The 17,153-nt window shown below is 63.0% G+C and carries 23 protein-coding genes; 17 read left to right on the top strand and 6 right to left on the bottom strand.

The annotated features are described in order from the left end of the window. Window positions 1-17: 17 nt before the first annotated feature. From J2X24_RS07165 to J2X24_RS07150, 4 genes are all read left to right on the top strand, one after another. The gene (locus J2X24_RS07165; RefSeq protein ID WP_209718775.1) at window positions 18-680 is read left to right on the top strand and encodes a LytTR family DNA-binding domain-containing protein; all 663 of its coding nucleotides are present in this window, start codon (window positions 18-20) and stop codon (window positions 678-680) included. Between the two features lie 65 nt (window positions 681-745). Continuing rightward, window positions 746-1,195 (top strand): GFA family protein, encoded by a 450-nt coding sequence (locus J2X24_RS07160; protein WP_209718772.1) that lies wholly within the window; start codon window positions 746-748, stop codon window positions 1,193-1,195. Window positions 1,196-1,201: 6 nt separating this feature from the next. Continuing rightward, window positions 1,202-1,489, top strand: a complete 288-nt coding sequence (locus J2X24_RS07155; RefSeq protein WP_209718770.1) for a hypothetical protein — start codon at window positions 1,202-1,204, stop codon at window positions 1,487-1,489. Next, entirely contained in the window at window positions 1,486-2,385 is a 900-nt protein-coding gene (locus J2X24_RS07150) for a CE1 family esterase (RefSeq protein ID WP_209718766.1), read from the top strand. The genes J2X24_RS07155 and J2X24_RS07150 overlap by 4 nt, the downstream gene beginning before the upstream one ends. A 2-nt stretch (window positions 2,386-2,387) precedes the next feature. Here J2X24_RS07150 and J2X24_RS07145 read toward each other — a convergent pair whose 3' ends face one another. Next, window positions 2,388-2,978 (bottom strand): DNA-3-methyladenine glycosylase I, encoded by a 591-nt coding sequence (locus J2X24_RS07145; RefSeq protein ID WP_209718763.1) that lies wholly within the window; start codon window positions 2,976-2,978, stop codon window positions 2,388-2,390. 171 nt (window positions 2,979-3,149) lie between these two features. On the opposite strand from J2X24_RS07145, the gene J2X24_RS07140 reads away from it, so the two are divergent. From J2X24_RS07140 to J2X24_RS07130, 3 genes are all read left to right on the top strand, one after another. Further along, a complete protein-coding gene (locus J2X24_RS07140) occupies window positions 3,150-3,569 on the top strand; it encodes a VOC family protein (RefSeq protein WP_209718760.1) in 420 nt (139 codons plus the stop codon). A 127-nt stretch (window positions 3,570-3,696) separates the two neighbouring features. Continuing rightward, window positions 3,697-5,028: a M20 metallopeptidase family protein gene (locus J2X24_RS07135; protein WP_209718756.1), complete on the top strand. Its 1,332-nt coding sequence runs from the start codon at window positions 3,697-3,699 to the stop codon at window positions 5,026-5,028. A 193-nt stretch (window positions 5,029-5,221) separates the two neighbouring features. Continuing rightward, window positions 5,222-6,013, top strand: a complete 792-nt coding sequence (locus J2X24_RS07130; RefSeq protein WP_209718754.1) for an alpha/beta fold hydrolase — start codon at window positions 5,222-5,224, stop codon at window positions 6,011-6,013. A 103-nt stretch (window positions 6,014-6,116) separates the two neighbouring features. On the opposite strand, the gene J2X24_RS07125 is transcribed toward J2X24_RS07130, so the two are convergent. Further along, a complete protein-coding gene (locus tag J2X24_RS07125; protein ID WP_209718750.1) occupies window positions 6,117-6,293 on the bottom strand; it encodes a DUF6496 domain-containing protein in 177 nt (58 codons plus the stop codon). A 107-nt stretch (window positions 6,294-6,400) separates the two neighbouring features. Here J2X24_RS07125 and J2X24_RS07120 point away from each other — a divergent pair, with 107 nt between their 5' ends. Continuing rightward, window positions 6,401-6,769 (top strand): arsenate reductase, encoded by a 369-nt coding sequence (locus tag J2X24_RS07120; protein ID WP_209718746.1) that lies wholly within the window; start codon window positions 6,401-6,403, stop codon window positions 6,767-6,769. Window positions 6,770-6,835: 66 nt separating this feature from the next. After that, window positions 6,836-7,321, top strand: a complete 486-nt coding sequence (locus J2X24_RS07115) for a DUF4440 domain-containing protein (RefSeq protein ID WP_209718743.1) — start codon at window positions 6,836-6,838, stop codon at window positions 7,319-7,321. On the opposite strand, the gene J2X24_RS07110 is transcribed toward J2X24_RS07115, so the two are convergent. Together J2X24_RS07110 and J2X24_RS07105 are read right to left on the bottom strand one after the other, a co-directional pair. Then, window positions 7,318-7,689 (bottom strand): siderophore-interacting protein, encoded by a 372-nt coding sequence (locus J2X24_RS07110; RefSeq protein ID WP_209718740.1) that lies wholly within the window; start codon window positions 7,687-7,689, stop codon window positions 7,318-7,320. The genes J2X24_RS07115 and J2X24_RS07110 overlap by 4 nt on opposite strands. Before the next feature lie 14 nt (window positions 7,690-7,703). Then, complete coding sequence (locus tag J2X24_RS07105; RefSeq protein ID WP_245344516.1) at window positions 7,704-8,318, bottom strand: PadR family transcriptional regulator; 615 nt, start codon at window positions 8,316-8,318, stop codon at window positions 7,704-7,706. 230 nt (window positions 8,319-8,548) lie between these two features. Here J2X24_RS07105 and J2X24_RS07100 point away from each other — a divergent pair, with 230 nt between their 5' ends. The 6 genes from J2X24_RS07100 to J2X24_RS07075 all read left to right on the top strand — a co-directional run bounded on the left by J2X24_RS07100 (window position 8,549) and on the right by J2X24_RS07075 (window position 13,263). Further along, window positions 8,549-8,935 (top strand): DUF6249 domain-containing protein, encoded by a 387-nt coding sequence (locus J2X24_RS07100; RefSeq protein WP_209718738.1) that lies wholly within the window; start codon window positions 8,549-8,551, stop codon window positions 8,933-8,935. Between the two features lie 34 nt (window positions 8,936-8,969). After that, on the top strand, window positions 8,970-9,572 hold the full coding sequence (locus J2X24_RS07095; RefSeq protein ID WP_209718735.1) for an RNA polymerase sigma factor: 603 nt from the start codon (window positions 8,970-8,972) through the stop codon (window positions 9,570-9,572). After that, entirely contained in the window at window positions 9,569-10,009 is a 441-nt protein-coding gene (locus tag J2X24_RS07090) for a hypothetical protein (RefSeq protein WP_209718732.1), read from the top strand. The genes J2X24_RS07095 and J2X24_RS07090 overlap by 4 nt, the downstream gene beginning before the upstream one ends. A 61-nt stretch (window positions 10,010-10,070) precedes the next feature. Next, the gene (gene panB / locus J2X24_RS07085) at window positions 10,071-10,892 is read left to right on the top strand and encodes a 3-methyl-2-oxobutanoate hydroxymethyltransferase (RefSeq protein WP_209718730.1); all 822 of its coding nucleotides are present in this window, start codon (window positions 10,071-10,073) and stop codon (window positions 10,890-10,892) included. Between the two features lie 162 nt (window positions 10,893-11,054). Continuing rightward, the gene (locus J2X24_RS07080; protein WP_209718727.1) at window positions 11,055-11,789 is read left to right on the top strand and encodes a tetratricopeptide repeat protein; all 735 of its coding nucleotides are present in this window, start codon (window positions 11,055-11,057) and stop codon (window positions 11,787-11,789) included. A gap of 82 nt (window positions 11,790-11,871) precedes the next feature. Next, window positions 11,872-13,263 carry a PQQ-like beta-propeller repeat protein gene (locus tag J2X24_RS07075; RefSeq protein WP_245344515.1) on the top strand — a complete coding sequence of 464 codons (1,392 nt, stop codon included), beginning with the start codon at window positions 11,872-11,874 and terminating at the stop codon, window positions 13,261-13,263. Window positions 13,264-13,343: 80 nt separating this feature from the next. On the opposite strand, the gene J2X24_RS07070 is transcribed toward J2X24_RS07075, so the two are convergent. Next, on the bottom strand, window positions 13,344-14,153 hold the full coding sequence (locus tag J2X24_RS07070; protein WP_209718725.1) for a DnaJ C-terminal domain-containing protein: 810 nt from the start codon (window positions 14,151-14,153) through the stop codon (window positions 13,344-13,346). 83 nt (window positions 14,154-14,236) lie between these two features. On the opposite strand from J2X24_RS07070, the gene pdxH reads away from it, so the two are divergent. Then, window positions 14,237-14,902, top strand: a complete 666-nt coding sequence (gene pdxH / locus J2X24_RS07065; protein WP_209718723.1) for a pyridoxamine 5'-phosphate oxidase — start codon at window positions 14,237-14,239, stop codon at window positions 14,900-14,902. A 25-nt stretch (window positions 14,903-14,927) separates the two neighbouring features. Here the strand turns inward: pdxH and J2X24_RS07060 are convergent, their stop codons facing one another. Next, window positions 14,928-15,548, bottom strand: a complete 621-nt coding sequence (locus J2X24_RS07060; RefSeq protein WP_209718721.1) for an HAD family hydrolase — start codon at window positions 15,546-15,548, stop codon at window positions 14,928-14,930. Window positions 15,549-15,627: 79 nt separating this feature from the next. Here J2X24_RS07060 and J2X24_RS07055 point away from each other — a divergent pair, with 79 nt between their 5' ends. After that, window positions 15,628-17,022 carry a bifunctional aminoglycoside phosphotransferase/ATP-binding protein gene (locus J2X24_RS07055; protein WP_209718719.1) on the top strand — a complete coding sequence of 465 codons (1,395 nt, stop codon included), beginning with the start codon at window positions 15,628-15,630 and terminating at the stop codon, window positions 17,020-17,022. The last annotated feature ends 131 nt before the right edge of the window (window positions 17,023-17,153 follow it).

The raw sequence follows: 17,153 nt of genomic DNA, 5'->3' as shown, positions 1-17,153 counted from the left end.
GGTGGTCATTCGCGGCCATGTTGGCGGCGTGCGCCCTGGTCATGGCGTTGGCCGGGCCATTCGGTCAGGCTGAACGTTTTCTGCCCAGCCAGCGCATCGGCCTGTGGCTGATGTATCTGGCGGCCGGATTGCCGATGCTGGCGTTGGTCCTGACCGGGCTGCGGCGGTGGCTCACGGGTATCCCGTTGGCTGGCATGTGCGCCGCAGCGGCCAGCCTGCCGATCCTGCTGGTCGTCGAAACCATCGGTCTGATCGAAGGCCGTCCCTTGCCGCATGGGGGGCTCGACTGGCTGCGGTCAGCGGCTGAGGTTGCCGTCCTTTGCGTGCCGTTCGCCGTCCTGCTGGAGCGCTTCCTGCGCCCTGTCGAAGCCAAGCCCGCCGCCGTCACAGCGCTGCTCATTGCCGCCGATGTCCGCGCCGTCTGTGCCGAAGGTCACTACACGCGCCTGTTCACGCCGCGCGGCGAGCAGTTCCTGGATCATTCTTTTTCTGAAGTGCTCATGGCGCTTGAAGGGCGAGATGGCGCCCAGGTTCATCGCTCATGGTGGGTGGCGCGTGGCGCGGTCGAAGGCCTGCAACGCAAGGGCTCGGCTGCGGTGCTGAAGATCACCGGCGGCCTGGCGGTTCCTTTTGCCCGCCGCCGCTTGACGAAGCTGCGCGGTGAAGGCTGGCCCGTCTGATCAGGCAATCGTGTCTGTACCCTTCCAAACTGGGCCGGTATCGTGGCACCGAACAGGAGGACGCCATGCTTCAGACCCGTCACGGCGGTTGCCATTGCGGCGCCGTCAAGTTCGAATGTGAGATCGACCTGGCGCCCGAAGGCCAGAGGTCGCCGCAGATTCGCCACGGCCCGTGGTACGCCTCGACCCTGCGCTGTAATTGTTCGTTCTGCGGCAAGACACGCATGTGGAAGAGCCACGTGCCGTCCGAAGCGTTTCGCCTGAAGCAGGGCGCGGACAATCTGACCAATTATCGCTTCGGCGAAGGCGGCATCGATCACACCTTCTGCAAGACCTGCGGCGTCTACTCTTTTGTATCCTCCAGCCTTGAGGTTATGGGCGGCGACTTTGTCTGCATCAATGTCGCCTGTTTGGAAGACGTGACGCCGGAGGAGCTGGCGGCGGCGCCCATTCGCTATGAGGATGGCGCCAATGATGACTGGGACAACCCGCCGCCAATTACCTCATATATGTGAGCGGCCATGGACCTCGATCAGGATATCGATAGACTGGATCGTGACGCGCTGATCGCCGAGGTGCGGCGACTGCGCGCGGGCATCCGCGAACACCGGGATTCGAGCGGTCACGAACTGTGCTGGCATCACCCGAAGCTGTGGAAATTGCTGCCTGAGCCGGCCAAACCGGACATTCTCGTGCCGGAGTGGCCGCAATTCATGCGCGGCTGTATTGCTTACCGCCAGTCCCTGGATAAACAGGCGCCCGATGCGACGCGCGCGCCCATTGAACACCACAGGCAAGAGGACACATGAACCGGATTTGGGTAACGCTGTGCGTGTTGGCGCTGGCTTGTTTTGGCGGGGTGGCGCAAGGCGCGGATTGTGGCACGGCCGGTACGGCGCATAAGGTCACCATCGCCCAGACGGGGCGATCAATGCTGATCCATCTGCCGCGCGGCTTCGATCCGGCGAAACCCGCGCCCTTGATCTTTCTGCTGCATGGTTCTGGCGGAACCGGGGCGGGGATGCTGAATGACTCGAAACTTGCCGAAGCCGCCGATCGCCATGGTTTTATTGTGGCTGCTCCCGACGCCGGCATTCCCCACGACAAGGGTTTTGTCTGGAATATTCCGGGCGTGCCGACCGTGGCGGGCAAGATTCCTGGGCCCAATGACCGAGACGACGTCGCCTATATCAAGGCCGCGATCGACTGGCTGTCAGCGCAGGGCTGTGTGGACAAGACGCGCGTCTACGCCACCGGCCTGTCGGGTGGTGGGCGGATGACGTCGTGGCTGGGTTGCGTCGCCGCTGATCGCTTCGCAGCCATAGCGCCGGTGGTGGGCCTGCGCGCCGGCAATCCGTCGAAGGACGATCCGACGACGCCCGACCCCGCGACCTGCCAACCGTCGCGTCCGCTGCCGGTCATGGCGTTTGCCGGTGACAGGGACACGACCAATCCGATTCAGGGCGGCGGGGCCGGCTATTGGCAATACACCATGCACGCCGCCGAGCAGCGCTGGGCGCAACTCAATGATTGCCGGAATGCGCCAGTGACGCAGTGGGTGGGCTTGAGCATCTATGAAGAGCGTTATTCGGGCTGCCGCGACGGCGCCGATGTCGCCGGCCGCATTACCGTCGGTGGTGGCCATTCGTGGGTCGCTGACAACGACGCCATGTGGACCTTTTTCTCAGCTTTCCGTCGTAACTGATATTATTTACGGCCTTTTTCGGCTTCGGCGCGGATGATGCAGCCTTCGGCATGGTCGTTAATCAGTCCCATGGCCTGCATGAAGGCAAAGACCGTTGTCGGGCCGACAAACTTCCAGCCGCGCTTTTTCAGGTCCTTCGACAGGGCGACGGAAGCCGGAGAGGTGGATTGCGTCTGCGGTGCTCCGAGCTCTTCCGGCCTGGGTTGAAAGCGCCAGACATAGTCCGACAAGGAACCTTCCTTTTGGACCAGCTCTTTCGCGCGGCGGGCATTGTTGATGACGGCTTCGATCTTGCCGCGGTGGCGGACGATGCCGGCGTCGTTCAGCAGCCGCGCAACATCGGCCTCGCCAAACGCGGCCACCTTGTCGAAGTCGAAATTGTGGAAGGCGGCGCGGAAATTCTCGCGCTTGGTCAGGATGGTCCGCCAACTCAGGCCCGATTGGAAGCCTTCCAGACACAGCTTCTCAAAAAGACGACGGTCGTCGCGCACCGGGAAGCCCCACTCGGTGTCGTGATAGGCGAGATATTCCGGCGTCCCGACACACCAGCGACAGCGGGGGCGGCCGTCCGGGCCGGGAAGGGTCTGGCTCATGAGGCGTCCTTGCGAAGAAAATCCAGGCGATTCTGACGGTATGGATGCCAGATTATGTCGGTAGCGTCGAACGGCTAAAACTTTTTCGAGGGCGTTGTCGATTCCCCCCGGGGCCGTTCGTAGTGCCTGTGTAAGAGGAATTGTCCTCGGCTTGTCACAGGAGATACCGCCATGACCAAGATGATTTTCGTCAACCTGCCCGTCACCGATCTCAAGGCGTCGATCGCCTTCTATAAGGCCATCGGCTGCGAGCAGAACCACCAGTTCAGCGACGACAATGCGGCCTCGATGGTTTGGTCGGACACCATCACCTTCATGCTGCTGACGCGCAGCTATTACGCAACCTTTACGCCCAAGGCGATCGGCGATGCCAAGACCACGAGTTCCGTGCTGCTGGCGCTGTCACGCGATAGCCGTGACGAGGTCGATGCGATCGTGGAAGCGGCGGCTGCCAATGGTGGCAAGGCCGACATCCGCGAGAAGCAGGACCTTGGTTTCATGTATGGCCGCAGCTTCGAAGATCCCGATGGCCACACTTTTGAGCCGGTCTTTATGGACATGTCGGCCATCCCGGACGGACCGCACGCGTAAAAACAATAAGGGCGCGGTCCAGGCCGCGCTCTTCCCCGAACGGGACGCCGAGATGTTGGCCCGTTGTCGCGCTTGACCGGGCCAGAAAACTGATGTCCCCTCAGGCATCGCGCACACGGGGATTGCCATGGCACTGCCACACGGACTTAAGGTTTTGCTGCCGGTTCTGGCGCTTGTCGCCGCTGCGCCCGCAATGGCGCAGCCGGACTATGCTGCCGCTATCAAGGCCGATTACGACAAGGATCTTGGGGCCTTATGGGATCATTTTCACCGCAATCCTGAACTCAGTCACATGGAGGTCAAGACCGCCGCGCGCATGGCTAAGGAACTGCGCGCCACCGGCGCCGAGGTGACCGAAAAGGTCGGCGGCACCGGCGTGGTCGCGGTGCTGCGCAATGGCCCTGGGCCGGTCGTGCTGCTGCGCGCCGACATGGACGGCCTGCCAGTCAAGGAGGCGTCAGGGCTTTCGAATATGTCGGTGGCACGTCAGGTCGGCGTCGACGGCATTGAAAATCCCGTCATGCATGCCTGTGGCCACGATACGCACATCGTCGGGCTGGTCGCCACGGCGCGCCGCCTGGTGGCCATGAAGGACCGCTGGTCGGGCACGGTGGTCATGATCGGCCAACCAGCCGAGGAGCGTATCGCCGGCGCCAAGGCGATGCTGGCCGATGGGCTCTATACACGCTTCCCCAAGCCCGATTACGCCTTGGCGTGGCACGTCAATTCGCTGCTGCCGACCGGCACGGTATCGGCGTCGGAAGACATCCAGTATTCGTCGTCGGATTCGATCGACATCACCGTACCGGGCGTCGGCGCCCACGGCGCGGCGCCGCACACCGGCAAGGACCCGGTCTATATCGCCAGCCAGTTGGTCATCGCGCTTCAGGGCATTATCAGCCGTGAGAAGCCGCCCCTGAAGCCAGGCGTCATTACGGTCGGGGCGTTTCACGCCGGTACCAAGCACAACATCATCTCGGATCACGCCGACCTGCAGGTGACGGTGCGCGCCAATGACGAAGATACGCGCGCCATGTTGATTGCCGCGATCCGGCGCGTTTCGGCAAATGTCGGCCGGCTGAACGGCCTGCCGGAAGACAAGCTGCCGGTGGTAAAAGTGATCGAGGGCACGCCGGTGACCAAAAACGATCCAGCCCTGACCCGCCGTCTGAATGCGGTGATGGTTCAGACCCTGGGTGAAGAGGCCGTCGTGCCGTTCGAGCAAAAAACCATGGGGGCCGAGGATTTCGCCTATTTTGTTCAGGCGGATCATAAGGTTCCCGGCTATTATTTCGCCGTCGGTGGAACGCCCAGGGCGGCGCTCGATGCCGCCGAAGCCGGCGGTCCGCCGGTGCCCTCGCACCATTCGCCATTGTTCAAGATCGCGCCGGAACCGGCCATCGTGACGGGAGCGACCGCAATGACCGCGGCAGTGCTGGAACTGATGAAAAAGCCTTGAGGAAGCTTATCTGATTTTTACGGCGGTCAGGTCTTGGGGTGTCGAAACCTTAGTCTGGAATCGCTACCTACTCGCCGGCATGGGCGGGCAGGAGATAACTATGTCGGCATTGTTGAGCAGGCGTCTGATCCTCGGGACGCTGGCGGGCACGGCCCTTTCAGCAGCGGCACGCGCGGCACCAAAGGAGACAGCCATGGCCAAGGTCACCTCGAAAGACGGGACGCACATCGCTTTTGACCGGGCCGGCAATGGACCGGCGCTCATACTCGTCGGCGGGGCCTTGAGCGACCACTCAGGCAGCGCGCCTCTGGCCAAGCTGCTGGCGCCGCATTTTACCGTCTTCAGCTACGACCGGCGGGGCAGGGGCGGCAGCGGGGACAAGGCGCCCTACGCGGTTGAGCGCGAGATCGAGGACATCGATGCGCTCATTACCGAAGCCGGGGGGGCGGCCTTTGTCCATGGCCATTCGTCCGGCGCGGTGCTGGCCCTCGACGCGGCGACCAAACTCCCCGCCAGGATCAGGAAGCTGTCGGTGTACGAGCCGCCCTTCATTACCGACGACAGCCGTTCGCTGCCGCCAGAGGGCTATGACCGCAAGATCAGCGAGTTGGTTGCCAACAATCGCCGTGCCGACGCCGTGGAATATTTCATGACGGCTGTGGTGGGAGCGCCCGCGCCGGCCGTGGCTGAAATGCGAAAATCGCCGATGTGGAAAGGGATGGAGGGGCTGGCGCACACCCTGCCATACGACATTGCGGTGCTGGATGGCCGGATGTCGGGTAAATCATTGACGAAGGCGGAATGGGAGGGGCTCAGCGTCCCCGCCCTGGTCATGGATGGCGGCGCCAGTCCGCCGTGGATCCGCAATTCGGCGGTGGCGCTGGCTAAGGCCTTGCCGAATGCGCAGCACAAGACGCTGGCGGGACAGCAGCACAATGCGGCGCCGGATGTGGTGGCGGCGGAGTTGGTAAAATTCTTTAGTTGAACTGCTTAACTGACTGATTTCTTTTATACATCCCCATGTGCATTTTTGCGCGGCGATGTCCGCGTTGCTCATGGGGAGGTATAAGAAGGCGAACCAAGCGTCTTTAGTGCTTGGTCTTCTTCTTCGAGCCCTTTTTCGGGATATCGGCCTCGCTCATGGCGATGGCGACCGCCTGCTTACGGCTCTTGACCTTGTCGCCGCTGCTCGACTTAAGGTCGCCTTCCTTGTACTCGTGCATGACCTTTTCGACCTTGCGCTTCTGGGTTGCTGTCTCTGGCATAACCGGCTCCTGTGGAGAACTGTGCCCCTCAGCGGCTGGCAGTCTGGACCGGGCGCGGTAAAGATGCCATGTGCGCCGTATTCTCTCGCCTAAAGCGGCTAAAAGTCATGACGGTCAAAATCTACGGCATCCCCAACTGCGACACCATGAAGAAGGCCTTCGACTTCTTGAAGGCCAACGGCGTCGCCTACGATTTCCATGACTATAAGACGCAAGGCATCGGTGAGGCGCAGCTGAAAAGCTGGGCGAAAACAATCGGCTGGGAGAAGCTTCTGAACAAAGGGTCGACCACGTTCAAGGACTTGCCGGACGCGTCGAAGGCGGACCTCGATGAGACGAAGGCCATCAAGCTGATGCTGGCGCAGCCATCTATGATCAAGCGGCCGATCTGGGAAGTCGGCGGCGGTCTCTATGCCGGCTTCAAGCCCAACAGCCCCGAGCGCAAAGCGCTGGAAGCGGCCATTACCGAATTGTAAGTGGTCAGGCGCTTTGGCGCCCCATAGAGTTTGCAGACGCTCTCCGTGCAAGCAAGAGGGGTTGCCGTGCCGCGCGCCGCCATTTTCGCCAGTATCCTGTTCCTGATCTTGCCCGTTGCAGCCGTGGCGGCCGAGCCATGCCAGGCGCCGGTCGAGGCGGCTAAGAGCTTCCTGACCGCCTATGTGTCCGGCGACAAGGCCAGGGTATTGGCCATGACGTCCGATCGCGACCTGCACGTCTATGGCAGCGACGAATCCGAAGTCTTTTCAGGCAAGGCCGCCTTGAGCCGCATGTTTGACCTCGACCAAAAACTGTGGTCGGGCGTGGCGCGGTTCGACGGCGTGCGCAACATGTCGGCCGTGTGCGAGGGCGACCTGGCATCGCTGATCTTCGATGACACCTTTATCTTGGGCGAACGCCGCGTGCCCGTGCGGTTCGCGCAGACCTGGCGGCGTGAGGATGGCGCTTGGAAGCTGGTCCAGAGCAGCAATGTCGTGCCGACGGTTGGACAGAGCGCCGCCGAGTTGCTTGGTGAGACGCCTGTAAACTAAAACGCGCTGACGAAGATGTGCCGCGGCTGGACGCCGTGGTCGTCGATCAGCTGGTCGCGAATCAGCCGGCATTGCTCACGGCCGCAGGAAATCCACGCCTGCAATCGGTTTTGCGGCAGGAACAGGCCTTTCAGTACATCATTGAGCGCGCGCGTCGCCCAACGCGTGTCGCGATAAACCCAGTGGACGCTGAGGTTGTCCGGCCCGGTGAGGGCCGGGCGGTCGTCGGGTGTGGCGACTTCGGCGACGACGATCGCCGTCGTATGGCGCGGCAGGGTTTCCAGCCGCCACGCCAGCGACGGCAGGGCCGCTTCGTCGCCGATCAGCAGATGTGGCCCAAAAGGCGTTGGATCGACGGGGCCTCTCATACACCCGCCGGTCATCACGAACGCTCGATCTTCTTGGCGAGTTCGTCGATCATGTCGACGATCGTGTTGATTTCGGACTGGTCCAGCGGACGCATGCCGCGCACCTTGACCGCCGCGCCGAGATTGCCCATGGCGCGGAACAGGGCGCTGTAGTCGCCGTGGCCCGAGCGGTCGTCGTTCATCCGGTCGAAAAGGCGTTCAACGTCCTCGGCCTTTTCATTGAGGAAGGCCTTGCCGGCGTCGGTGATGCTGGCCTGCTTGCGGCCGTCCTCGCCCGCGGCGATGCTGATATAGCCTTCGTCTTCCAGCCAGCTTAAGGTCGGATAGACGACGCCGGGGGAGGGGCTGTAGCCGCCCTTGAAGCGCTCCTCGATGTCCTTGATCAATTCATAGCCATGGCTTGGCTTCTCGCTGATCAGCTTGAGCAGGACCAGGCGCAGCCCACCGTGGCCGAACCCCCTGCCTTCGCGGCCAAAGCCTTCACGGCCGCCGAAGCCCTCGCCACGTCCGCCGCCGAAGAAGCCGCGTCCGCCGAAACCCCGGCCGCCAAAACCACGACCGGAGCCGTCGCGATGGCCCATCGCGTGGCCGCCATGGCAGCCGCCCTGTCTGAAGAAATGTCCTCTCATAATGATACCTTTCTAATGAGAGTGTGACTAGATATATCTAAATTAGGATTGCGGCCAAGCGTGGCTGCTCCCATTTCGATGTGATCTAGATATATCTAAATCGTGTCGAATTCAAGGGGATTGTCTATTACGAAACTTTAATGCGAATCCTTGCATCCGAATCCCCTGTCCGGAGGCTCTTGTCATCAATAGAGCCCGCCTAAGGCTCGTCAGATTCAAGGAGATCCACAATGGAACCCGGTTTGCTCATTCCGATCATCGCCATCATCATGACCTTCGGCACGCCGATCGCCATCGTCGCCATCATTTCGATCAACAAGGCGCGCAACAATGCCGAACTGCAAAAGACTCTGCGGATGTCGATCGAAAAGGGGCAGCCGCTGCCGCCGGAATTCGTCGAGAGCATGGCGCGCACCGTTCCGAAAGCCAAGAACCCGATGAACGACATCCGCGGCGGGCTCATCCTGATCGCGGTGGCTCTGGGTCTTCTGGTCGCCAGCTATATCGACAACGGTTTCGGCATCCACAACATCTCGGGCTTCGCCGCCATTCCCGGGCTGATCGGTGTTGCCCTGCTGATTCTCGGCATCATCGGCCTGAACCGCAAGGCCGACTAAAGAACCCTCGAAACAACGTCCTGGCTCTCCACCCATGGCTTTCTCAATCGACAAATCCGATATGACGCGGCAGTCCGACGTCGATCTCGTGCGCCTGGCTAGGGCCGGCACGCGCGAGGCCTTCGCCGAACTTGTCCGGCGGCACGGTTCGGTGTTGCGTACGCACTTGCGGCGCATGGGCGCGCAAGCGTCGGATGCGGACGATATGGCGCAGGAAGCCCTGATGGTGGCCTATGAGCATTTGGCGGAATACCGCTTCGATGGACCGTTCACGGCCTGGCTGAAGAAGATCGCCTCACGGCGTTATCTGAAGAAGGTCCGCAAGGATACCCGCTATGTCCTCAGTGAGGACATGAGCGCCTATGAGGCCGGATCGGCGCCTAACGATGCCGGCCTCGACGGCGATTTTCGGGCGCACAATCTCGATGCGGCGCTGGGGCGGTTGAAGCCCGTCGAGCGCATGTGTGTGACGCTCAACTTCTCTGGCGACCTGTCCCACCAGGACATCGCCGACGAGCTCAAGATACCGTTGGGGACGGTGAAGAGTCATATCCGCCGCGCGCTGGACCACCTGAAAGTCCTTTTGGGACCAGCGCGAACTGACGTAAAGCCTGCCTTGCTGGAAACCGGATCATGAAACCCGAAAAGACCAATGATCAGGAGTTCACGGACAGGGATATCGGCGACATGTTCGCCATCCCTGTCCATTACGATGACGCCGATGTCTTTGCGGTGCGCGTGACGCGCAAACTGCAGATGCGCAACTGGTTGCGGCAGTGGCTGGTCGTGCTCGCCGGCTTTATCGGAGGCGTCTATGCCCTGGCGCAGTTCGTGCGCGTGCCGGACTGGAAGCTCGATGGCGAGATGCTGTCGCGCGCCACGGCCGACACCGACCAGACCCTGCGCGCCGGCGCGGAATTCTTTGGTGGCGCCGGCCGCGACGTGATGCGCATGGCCGATTCCGGCGGTTATTTAAGCTTCATGCAGACGCCTGCCTTCTTCGCCCTGAGTTTTGTGCTTTGCGTGATGATTCTGGGCCTGTATTACGCCTACTCACAGGAAGAGGCGCTCTGAGGACTGGTGCGCCGACCCAAGGCGCACCACCTAACGGTATGCCTTTTATGGAAAGTAGACCGTGAGCAGCCAGACCCAAGCCGTCGTCAAACGCCTGACCGCCCCTGAAATCCGCGCCCGCAAGGGCCAGACCCCGCTGGTCGTGCTGACCGCCTATACGGCCCCCATGGCGGAGATCATGGACGAGCATTGCGATATCCTGCTGGTTGGCGACAGCGTCGGCATGGTGGTCCACGGTCTGCCCAACACCATTGGCGTGACGCTTGAGATGATGAGCCTGCATGGCCAGGCGGTCATGCGCCGCGCCCGCAAGGCCTTCGTCGTCATCGACATGCCGTTCGGGTCTTACGAAGCCGGACCCGAACAGGCCTTCGCCAATGCCGTGCGCCTTTTGAAGGAAACCGGCGCCCAGGCCGTCAAGGTCGAGAGCGGCCCGACGGTCGCCGACACCATCCGCTACCTGGTCCAGCGCGGCATTCCGGTCATGGGCCATGTCGGCCTGCGCCCCCAGGCGGTCAATGCCGAGGGCGGCTTCAAGGCCAAGGGGCGCACGCAGGGCGAGCGCGAGCGGGTGATTGCGGAGGCCCTGGCCAGTGACGAGGCGGGCGCCTTTGCCATCGTCGTCGAAGGCGTCGCCGAGGACCTGGCGGCCGAGATCACCACCAAGGTCGCCGCGCCGACCATCGGAATCGGCGCGTCCAAGGCCTGCGATGGCCAGGTTCTGGTCACCGACGACATGCTGGGCCTGTTCGACTGGACGCCCAAATTCGTGCGGCATTATGCCGACCTTCGCAACCAGATCAGCGCCGCGGTGCAGGCCTACGCCAAAGATGTCAGGGAGCGCAGCTTTCCCGCCCCAGAAGAGACATATTTTTCAAAATAATTCAGGGGGAATCTGGAATTCGGGGGGAGCGCTCATCAGGACTCTGGCGCGCGTTCAGTAATCCGGTTGCGTAAAGCCTTGCCAAAGGCTAGGTTCCCGCCGAATTACCCGGCGCGGACATGCGCCGGAACCCTGAAGACCAAACGCCCAAGAGGATGCGCAGTGAGCGATATTTTTGACGAAACCGAAGAGACTCAGCGCGCCGAGAAGTGGGAGTCGATCGTCAAGAAGGGCGCGCCGTGGGCCGGTGCGGTTCTGGCTGGCGCCCTGGCCATAGCCCTGGGTGTCTGGGGCTGGCAGTCGTGGCAGGATCAAAGCGCGGCGAAGGCTTCGGAAACCTACCAGGCGGCCATCGAGGCTTCGACCAAGAACGATCTCAGCGTGGCGCGCACCAAGTTCGAGGAAGCCGCCAAGTCCGGCGCCCCGGCCTACAAGGCCCTGGCCCTGATGCAACTGGCCGGCATGGACGTCAAGGACGGCAAGATCGACGAAGCCATCAAGGGCTTCGACAATGCCGCCAAGGCCGCCCCCAGCCCGATCATCGCCGATGCCGCGGCGCTCAAGGCCGCCTATCTGGCCATGGACAAGGCGTCGTTCGAAGACGTCAAGAAGCGCCTCGAGCCACTGGCCAAAGACAAGCGTCCCTATGCGCCGCTGGCCAAGGAGGCCCTGGCCATGGCCAAGCTGCAAAACGGCGACCTGAAGGGCGCGCGCGCCGACCTGCAGGTACTGGCCCTGACGCTGGGCACGCCGGAAGGCGTCAAGCAGCGTGCCCAGGAATTCACCCTGGCCATCGACAGCGGCGCCATCCCGACGGCCCAGTCCGCGCTCAAGTTGCCCGAGGCCAAGGCGCCACCGCAGCCCGAGATGCCGGGCCTGCCGGAAATGCCGCAATAATTTTCGTACGATCACACGCATACGCACGTTCACAGGAAAAGCCAGAATGACCGCTTACAGGATGACCGCTTTCAGGAGGGGGATGAAGGGCGCGAGCCTGCTGGCCATGGGCGTGGCGTGCGTGATGATGACTGCCTGTTCGTCGTTACCGCTCCTGAACCGCCTGGGTGGCGGAGATGAAGACGACGGTGCGCGTGCGTCGCAGGGGCAGCGCCTTTCGATCGTCGCCTTCGAGCAGAAGGTCGAGCCCGCCAAGAGCCTCAAGGGCGTGGGCTACTACATCCCGCCGGTGCAGCCGGTGGCCAACTGGATGATGGCCGGTGGTCCCCAGGACGCGATTATCCAGAACGCCGACGCCGCCAAGTCCTTCCGCGTCGCCTGGTCGAAGTCGATCGGCGCGGGCGGCAAGGGCGAAAACCAGGTTCTGGCCCAGCCGGTATCGGACGGCCGCCTGATCTATACGCTGGACGGCGAGGCGCGCGTTTCCGCGTTTGACGTCAATTCGGGTTCGCAGGCCTGGTCGGTCGACCTCAACCCCAAGATCAAGCGCGACAAGCTGGGCTTCGGCGGCGGCCTGGCCCTGAGCCAGGACGGCAAGCTGTACGTCACCTCGGGCTTCCGCTTCATCGCGGCTTTGGACGCTTCGTCCGGCGCCACCCTGTGGCAGAAGTCGGTCGATACCCAACTTCATGCTGCTCCGGTGGTCAACGACAAGTACGTGATGGCGACCGACGTCGATAACCAGATATTCGCCTTCAACCGCGAAACCGGCGACATGGACTGGACCTATCAGGCCATCGCCGAGCCGGCGCGCCTGCTGAAGACCGCGTCGCCGATCCTGTCGGGTGAAACCGTCTATGCGCCGTTCTCGTCGGGCGAGCTGGTAGCGCTGAACACCAGCAACGGCCAACCGCAATGGACCCAGGTCCTGGCCAAGTCGACGCGCACCAACGCCATCTCGGAAATCCGCGACATTTCGGGCCGTCCGGTCCTCTACAACGGCACCATCTTCGCCGCCAGCCATTCGGGCGTCTTCCAGGCGATGAATGCCCGCACCGGTGAGCCGGTGTGGTCGGTCGCCGCCGACAGCGTCAATTCGCCGTGGGTTGCGGGCGACGTCGTCTTCCTGCTCACCGTCCAGGGCGAGCTTTTGACCGCCAACCGCGACAGCGGCCTGGTCTATTGGGTCAAGGAACTGAACGACGGCAAGGCCGCCAAGGAAAGCAAGGGCTTCTTCGGCATCGGCAAGGGCAAGAAGGACGCCCGCAAGCTGCCGCAATGGTCGGGTCCGGTCATGGCTAACAGCCGCCTGGTCCTGGTCAATTCGGAAGGCCAGGCAGTCGCGCTGGACCCCTTGACCGGCGACAAGGTCGAATCGATCAATATTGGCGGCGCGGCCTACATCGCTCCCATAGTCGTCGGCGACAAGCTGTTTGTCGTGACGGAAAACGGCAAGCTGGTCGCGATCCAGTAGGCCGCTTGACATCCAGATACGAAAAGCGCCGGTCGATGCGACCGGCGCTTTTATTTTGGATGTTTCAGAGCTTTAAGATTTTAGCTGGCCCACTTGCGGCGGAAATCGACCATGGCGTCGCTCCACGCGCGGCTTGGCACGGCCGAGGCTTCCAGGCGGACATAAAGGTCGCCGCAGCCGCGCTTGCCCGTCGCCGGCAGACCCAGGCCCTTAAGCGTCAGTTGGCTGTCACCGCGCGGAATATGCACTTCGCGCGGGCCGTGCGGCGTATCGATCACGGCAGGTCCACCGCCGAACAAGAGGCGGCTGTCGACCCTGGCCACGACGTGGATGTCGTCGCCGTCGATGCGCGTGCCGTTTTCGGTGACGACGTGGATGCGGAACAACTGCTCGGGACGTGGCGCGCCTTCGGTCGTCAGCCGCAGCTTGTCGCCTTCGCGCAGGCCCGCGGGCAGGGTGATGCGCAGGGTCTTCATCTGGCTGAGCGAGGTGACTTCCTCATGTGCCTGCGAAATTTCCAGGGCGTGGACGTCCTGGACGGCTTCGCCGCCATAGATGGCCTGTTCGAGCGTGATGTTCAGCAGTTGCGCGCCGTCGCTGTCGGCGCCGGCTTCGGCCAGGTCCTTCAACCAGCGGGCATTCACGGCGCCGTTGCGGTTGTCATTCATCAGCAGGTCGCGCGCCAGGATGAGGCGGCGCAGCGCCGCGTCGGAGCCGCCGGTAAGATCCGGGTGGTTTTCCTTCAGGCGCGCCCTGAAGGCCTTGCGGATGATTTCATCGCTGGAACCCGGCGCCAGGCCCAGTTCGCTGAGGGCGGCCTGGCGCGCCTCACTGTCGCGGCCATTCAGGCGATTGCGGTCGACGATCTCGTTCTGGCTCTCAGTGGACATGGCGGGCGGAACATCTTTACGTTGGCTGTCGAAAAAGGTTATGGCCTGCCGACCGTTTGCAAAGTCTTAAAGGGCCGCTAACCATGTCCGAGACGCCTCTCATTCCCGCCAGCCCCAGCGCCGACGACTATGCCGCCGCCCATGCCGCCCACGAGGCGGAGATCGCAAGCCACGAGCCGTTCGCCCTGTTCGGCGAATGGCTGAAGGAGGCGGTGGCGAAGGAGCCCAACGACGGCAACGCCATGGCGCTGTCGACGGTCGATGAAGACGGCATGCCGGACGTGCGCATGGTGCTGCTCAAGGATTTCGACGACCAGGGTTTCGTCTTCTATACCAACACGACCAGCGCCAAGGGGCGGCAGTTGCTGGGCAGCCGCAAGGCCGCGCTTCTGTTTCATTGGAAGTCGCTGCGCCGCCAGGTTCGTGTTCGTGGCGAGGTGTCGGTCGTGTCGGACGCCGAGGCCGACGCCTATTTCCAGAGCCGCGCCCGCCAGAGCCAGATCGGCGCCTGGGCGTCGGATCAGTCACAGCCTCTGCCGGATCGCTTCGCGCTGGAGAAACGCGTTGCCGAATACGGGCTGAAGTTCGGTCTGGGCAAGATCGCGCGGCCGCCGCACTGGACGGGTTTCCGCGTGGCGCCCCTATGGATGGAATTCTGGCGCGACCGTGCCTTCCGCCTGCACGACCGGGTGCAATTCAGCCGGGCGGCTGTGACGGACGGCTGGTCGCGGGCGAAGTTATATCCTTAGGACCTGACGGAAGGGACTTCGACAGCTAGGTGTCCCACGCCGCCGGATCGCTGGTGTAGTAGGGGCGGATATCGGTGCACGTCATGCCGGCGCGGCGGGCGGCTTCGACGCCTTCATTGCTGTCTTCGAAAACGTGGCAGAGCGCCGGCGCGACCTGCAATCGCTCGGCGGCCTTGAGGAACAGGTCGGGCGCGGGCTTGCCGACGCCCGTGTCCTCTATGGTCACGATGGTGTCGAAGAAGCCGGTCAGCCCGATGGCGTCCAGCGAGGCGGTGACGATATGGCGGACGCCCGCCGACGCCACGGCCAATTTCAGCCGCCCGTGGTGCTGACGAACCAGATCTTCGGAAAACGGCACGGCCTTGACGGCGCCGAGGTGCTCCAGGAACATGGCCGGAGTGCGCGCCGCGACATCGGCATCATCAAAGGCTATACCGGTCTCGGCGTTCAGCGCCTCCAGCATCTGGCGCCGCGACAGGCCGAGGCGCGCCGCATAGAAGGCGGTGGTGAATTCGATGCCGTAGGGCACAAGCGCCGATTTGAAGGTGCGGTAATGGGCGGCGAAGGTGTCGGCGAGCGTGCCGTCGCAGTCGAAGATCAGGGCCTGAACATCGTCCGCGATTACAGGGGGAGGGGGAAGGGCCATGGCCCGTCCTTGCCAGCCTGCGTTTTGCCGGTCAAGCGGCTGTTGCCAAAGCGCGGAAAAGAGCTTAGCGGCGTGGGCCATGTCCTTGCCAAACGCGTTACAGTCCCTGTCCGAGGGCGCCGACCAGGTGATTGAAACCTCGTGCGCCACCGTCATCCTCAAGGGTGACACTGCCTACAAGCTCAAAAAAAGCGTCGATTTCGGCTTTCTCGACTTTACCTCGGTGGACAAGCGGCGCGAGGCGCTCGGACGCGAACTGGAGTTCAACCGCCGCACGGCCGCCGACATATATAGAGACGTCACCGAGATCGACGGCGAGGCGGTGCTGGTCATGCGCCGCTTCGACACGGGCGCGGTGCTGGCCGAACAGAGCGCGCAGCCAGGCTGGACGCCGGACCTCGACCTGATGCAGGAACTGGGCGAAAACATCGCCTGCTTCCATGCCCGGGCCGAGATCTGCCGCGACCCGCAGCACATCGACAACATCAAGTACGTTATCGATTCGAACGACGCCAATATCGGCCGGTTCAGCGATGCCCTGGGCGCCGCCGACGTCGCCGCCTACAGCCGCGAAATCAACGCTATATATAATGAAGTCGCGGAGCTGGCGCGGCGCAGATTTGCGGACGGCAAGGTGCGGCGCTGCCATGGCGACCTGCACCTCGGCAATATCCTGATCGAGGGGGGGCGGCCGGTCCTGTTCGACTGCATCGAGTTCAACGAACGCCTGAGCTGGATCGATGTCCTCTATGACCTCGGCTTCCTCTTGATGGACCTGTGGGTGCGAGGGTTTGACACCGCGGCCAACCGCGTCATGAACGCGTGGCTGGACCGGGCGGCGCGCGAGGACGGCGAGGCGGGACTGTACGAAGGCCTGGCTCTGCTGCCCTTGTTCATGTCGGTGCGCGCTGGTGTGCGGTGCCACGTCAGCGCCAATAATGGCGAATTGGACCAGGCGCGGATGTACCTGGACGCCGCGCGCCGCTTCCTCGCGCCGGTCGCCGTCACCGTGACGGCGGTCGGCGGCCTTTCGGGCTCCGGCAAGAGCACCTATGCCCGCGCTGTTGCCGCCGGCAAGGGCCGGGCGCCGGGCGCCGTCGCCTTGCGCAGCGACGAACTGCGCAAACGCCTGTGGAACTGGCCGTCGCTCGAACGCCTGCCGCCGGAAGCCTACGGGCCCGAACAGAGCCAGAGGACCTACCACCATCTGTTCGCCTTGGGGCAGACCGTGGCCAGGGCAGGGCAGTCGGTCATCCTCGACGCCACCTTCCGCGAGGCGCACTGGCGCGACCAGGCCGAAGCGACGGCGGTGGCGGCTTTTGACGGGGTGTGGCTGGAGGTCGACCGCGAAACACGCAAGCATAGGGTGAGTGCACGCACGCGGGACGTTTCCGACGCCACACCGGATGTCGCCGGGGCGCAAGAAGCCGTTGAACCTGCGGCAATTTCGTGGCAAATTCTTAATCAAACATAGGGGCCGGGGTGATGATGGGCATAATCTGATCATTTGGGATCGTGATTATGTCTTTGCCGATCGTTTCCCCAATCGTTTCTATGACAACAAAAATCCAGCGGTCGTGATCCAACACGGACCGTCGCGAGTAT

Source organism: Asticcacaulis solisilvae, assembly GCF_017875235.1.
Taxonomy (GTDB): domain Bacteria; phylum Pseudomonadota; class Alphaproteobacteria; order Caulobacterales; family Caulobacteraceae; genus Asticcacaulis; species Asticcacaulis solisilvae_A.
This window is presented reverse-complemented; position numbering and strand designations above follow the sequence as displayed.

Coding starts and splice junctions, on each gene's coding strand:
- J2X24_RS07070 (WP_209718725.1), bottom strand. CDS start 14,153: ATGTCCACTGAGAGCCAGAACGAGATCGTCGACCGCAATCGCCTGAAT.
- J2X24_RS07125 (WP_209718750.1), bottom strand. CDS start 6,293: ATGCCAGAGACAGCAACCCAGAAGCGCAAGGTCGAAAAGGTCATGCAC.
- J2X24_RS07150 (WP_209718766.1), top strand. CDS start 1,486: ATGAACCGGATTTGGGTAACGCTGTGCGTGTTGGCGCTGGCTTGTTTT.
- J2X24_RS07055 (WP_209718719.1), top strand. CDS start 15,628: ATGTCCTTGCCAAACGCGTTACAGTCCCTGTCCGAGGGCGCCGACCAG.
- J2X24_RS07140 (WP_209718760.1), top strand. CDS start 3,150: ATGACCAAGATGATTTTCGTCAACCTGCCCGTCACCGATCTCAAGGCG.
- J2X24_RS07145 (WP_209718763.1), bottom strand. CDS start 2,978: ATGAGCCAGACCCTTCCCGGCCCGGACGGCCGCCCCCGCTGTCGCTGG.
- pdxH (WP_209718723.1), top strand. CDS start 14,237: ATGTCCGAGACGCCTCTCATTCCCGCCAGCCCCAGCGCCGACGACTAT.
- J2X24_RS07130 (WP_209718754.1), top strand. CDS start 5,222: ATGGCCAAGGTCACCTCGAAAGACGGGACGCACATCGCTTTTGACCGG.
- J2X24_RS07155 (WP_209718770.1), top strand. CDS start 1,202: ATGGACCTCGATCAGGATATCGATAGACTGGATCGTGACGCGCTGATC.
- J2X24_RS07105 (WP_245344516.1), bottom strand. CDS start 8,318: ATGAGAGGACATTTCTTCAGACAGGGCGGCTGCCATGGCGGCCACGCG.
- J2X24_RS07165 (WP_209718775.1), top strand. CDS start 18: ATGTTGGCGGCGTGCGCCCTGGTCATGGCGTTGGCCGGGCCATTCGGT.
- J2X24_RS07095 (WP_209718735.1), top strand. CDS start 8,970: ATGGCTTTCTCAATCGACAAATCCGATATGACGCGGCAGTCCGACGTC.
- J2X24_RS07060 (WP_209718721.1), bottom strand. CDS start 15,548: ATGGCCCTTCCCCCTCCCCCTGTAATCGCGGACGATGTTCAGGCCCTG.
- J2X24_RS07135 (WP_209718756.1), top strand. CDS start 3,697: ATGGCACTGCCACACGGACTTAAGGTTTTGCTGCCGGTTCTGGCGCTT.
- J2X24_RS07110 (WP_209718740.1), bottom strand. CDS start 7,689: ATGAGAGGCCCCGTCGATCCAACGCCTTTTGGGCCACATCTGCTGATC.
- J2X24_RS07120 (WP_209718746.1), top strand. CDS start 6,401: ATGACGGTCAAAATCTACGGCATCCCCAACTGCGACACCATGAAGAAG.
- J2X24_RS07100 (WP_209718738.1), top strand. CDS start 8,549: ATGGAACCCGGTTTGCTCATTCCGATCATCGCCATCATCATGACCTTC.
- J2X24_RS07075 (WP_245344515.1), top strand. CDS start 11,872: ATGAAGGGCGCGAGCCTGCTGGCCATGGGCGTGGCGTGCGTGATGATG.
- J2X24_RS07090 (WP_209718732.1), top strand. CDS start 9,569: ATGAAACCCGAAAAGACCAATGATCAGGAGTTCACGGACAGGGATATC.
- J2X24_RS07160 (WP_209718772.1), top strand. CDS start 746: ATGCTTCAGACCCGTCACGGCGGTTGCCATTGCGGCGCCGTCAAGTTC.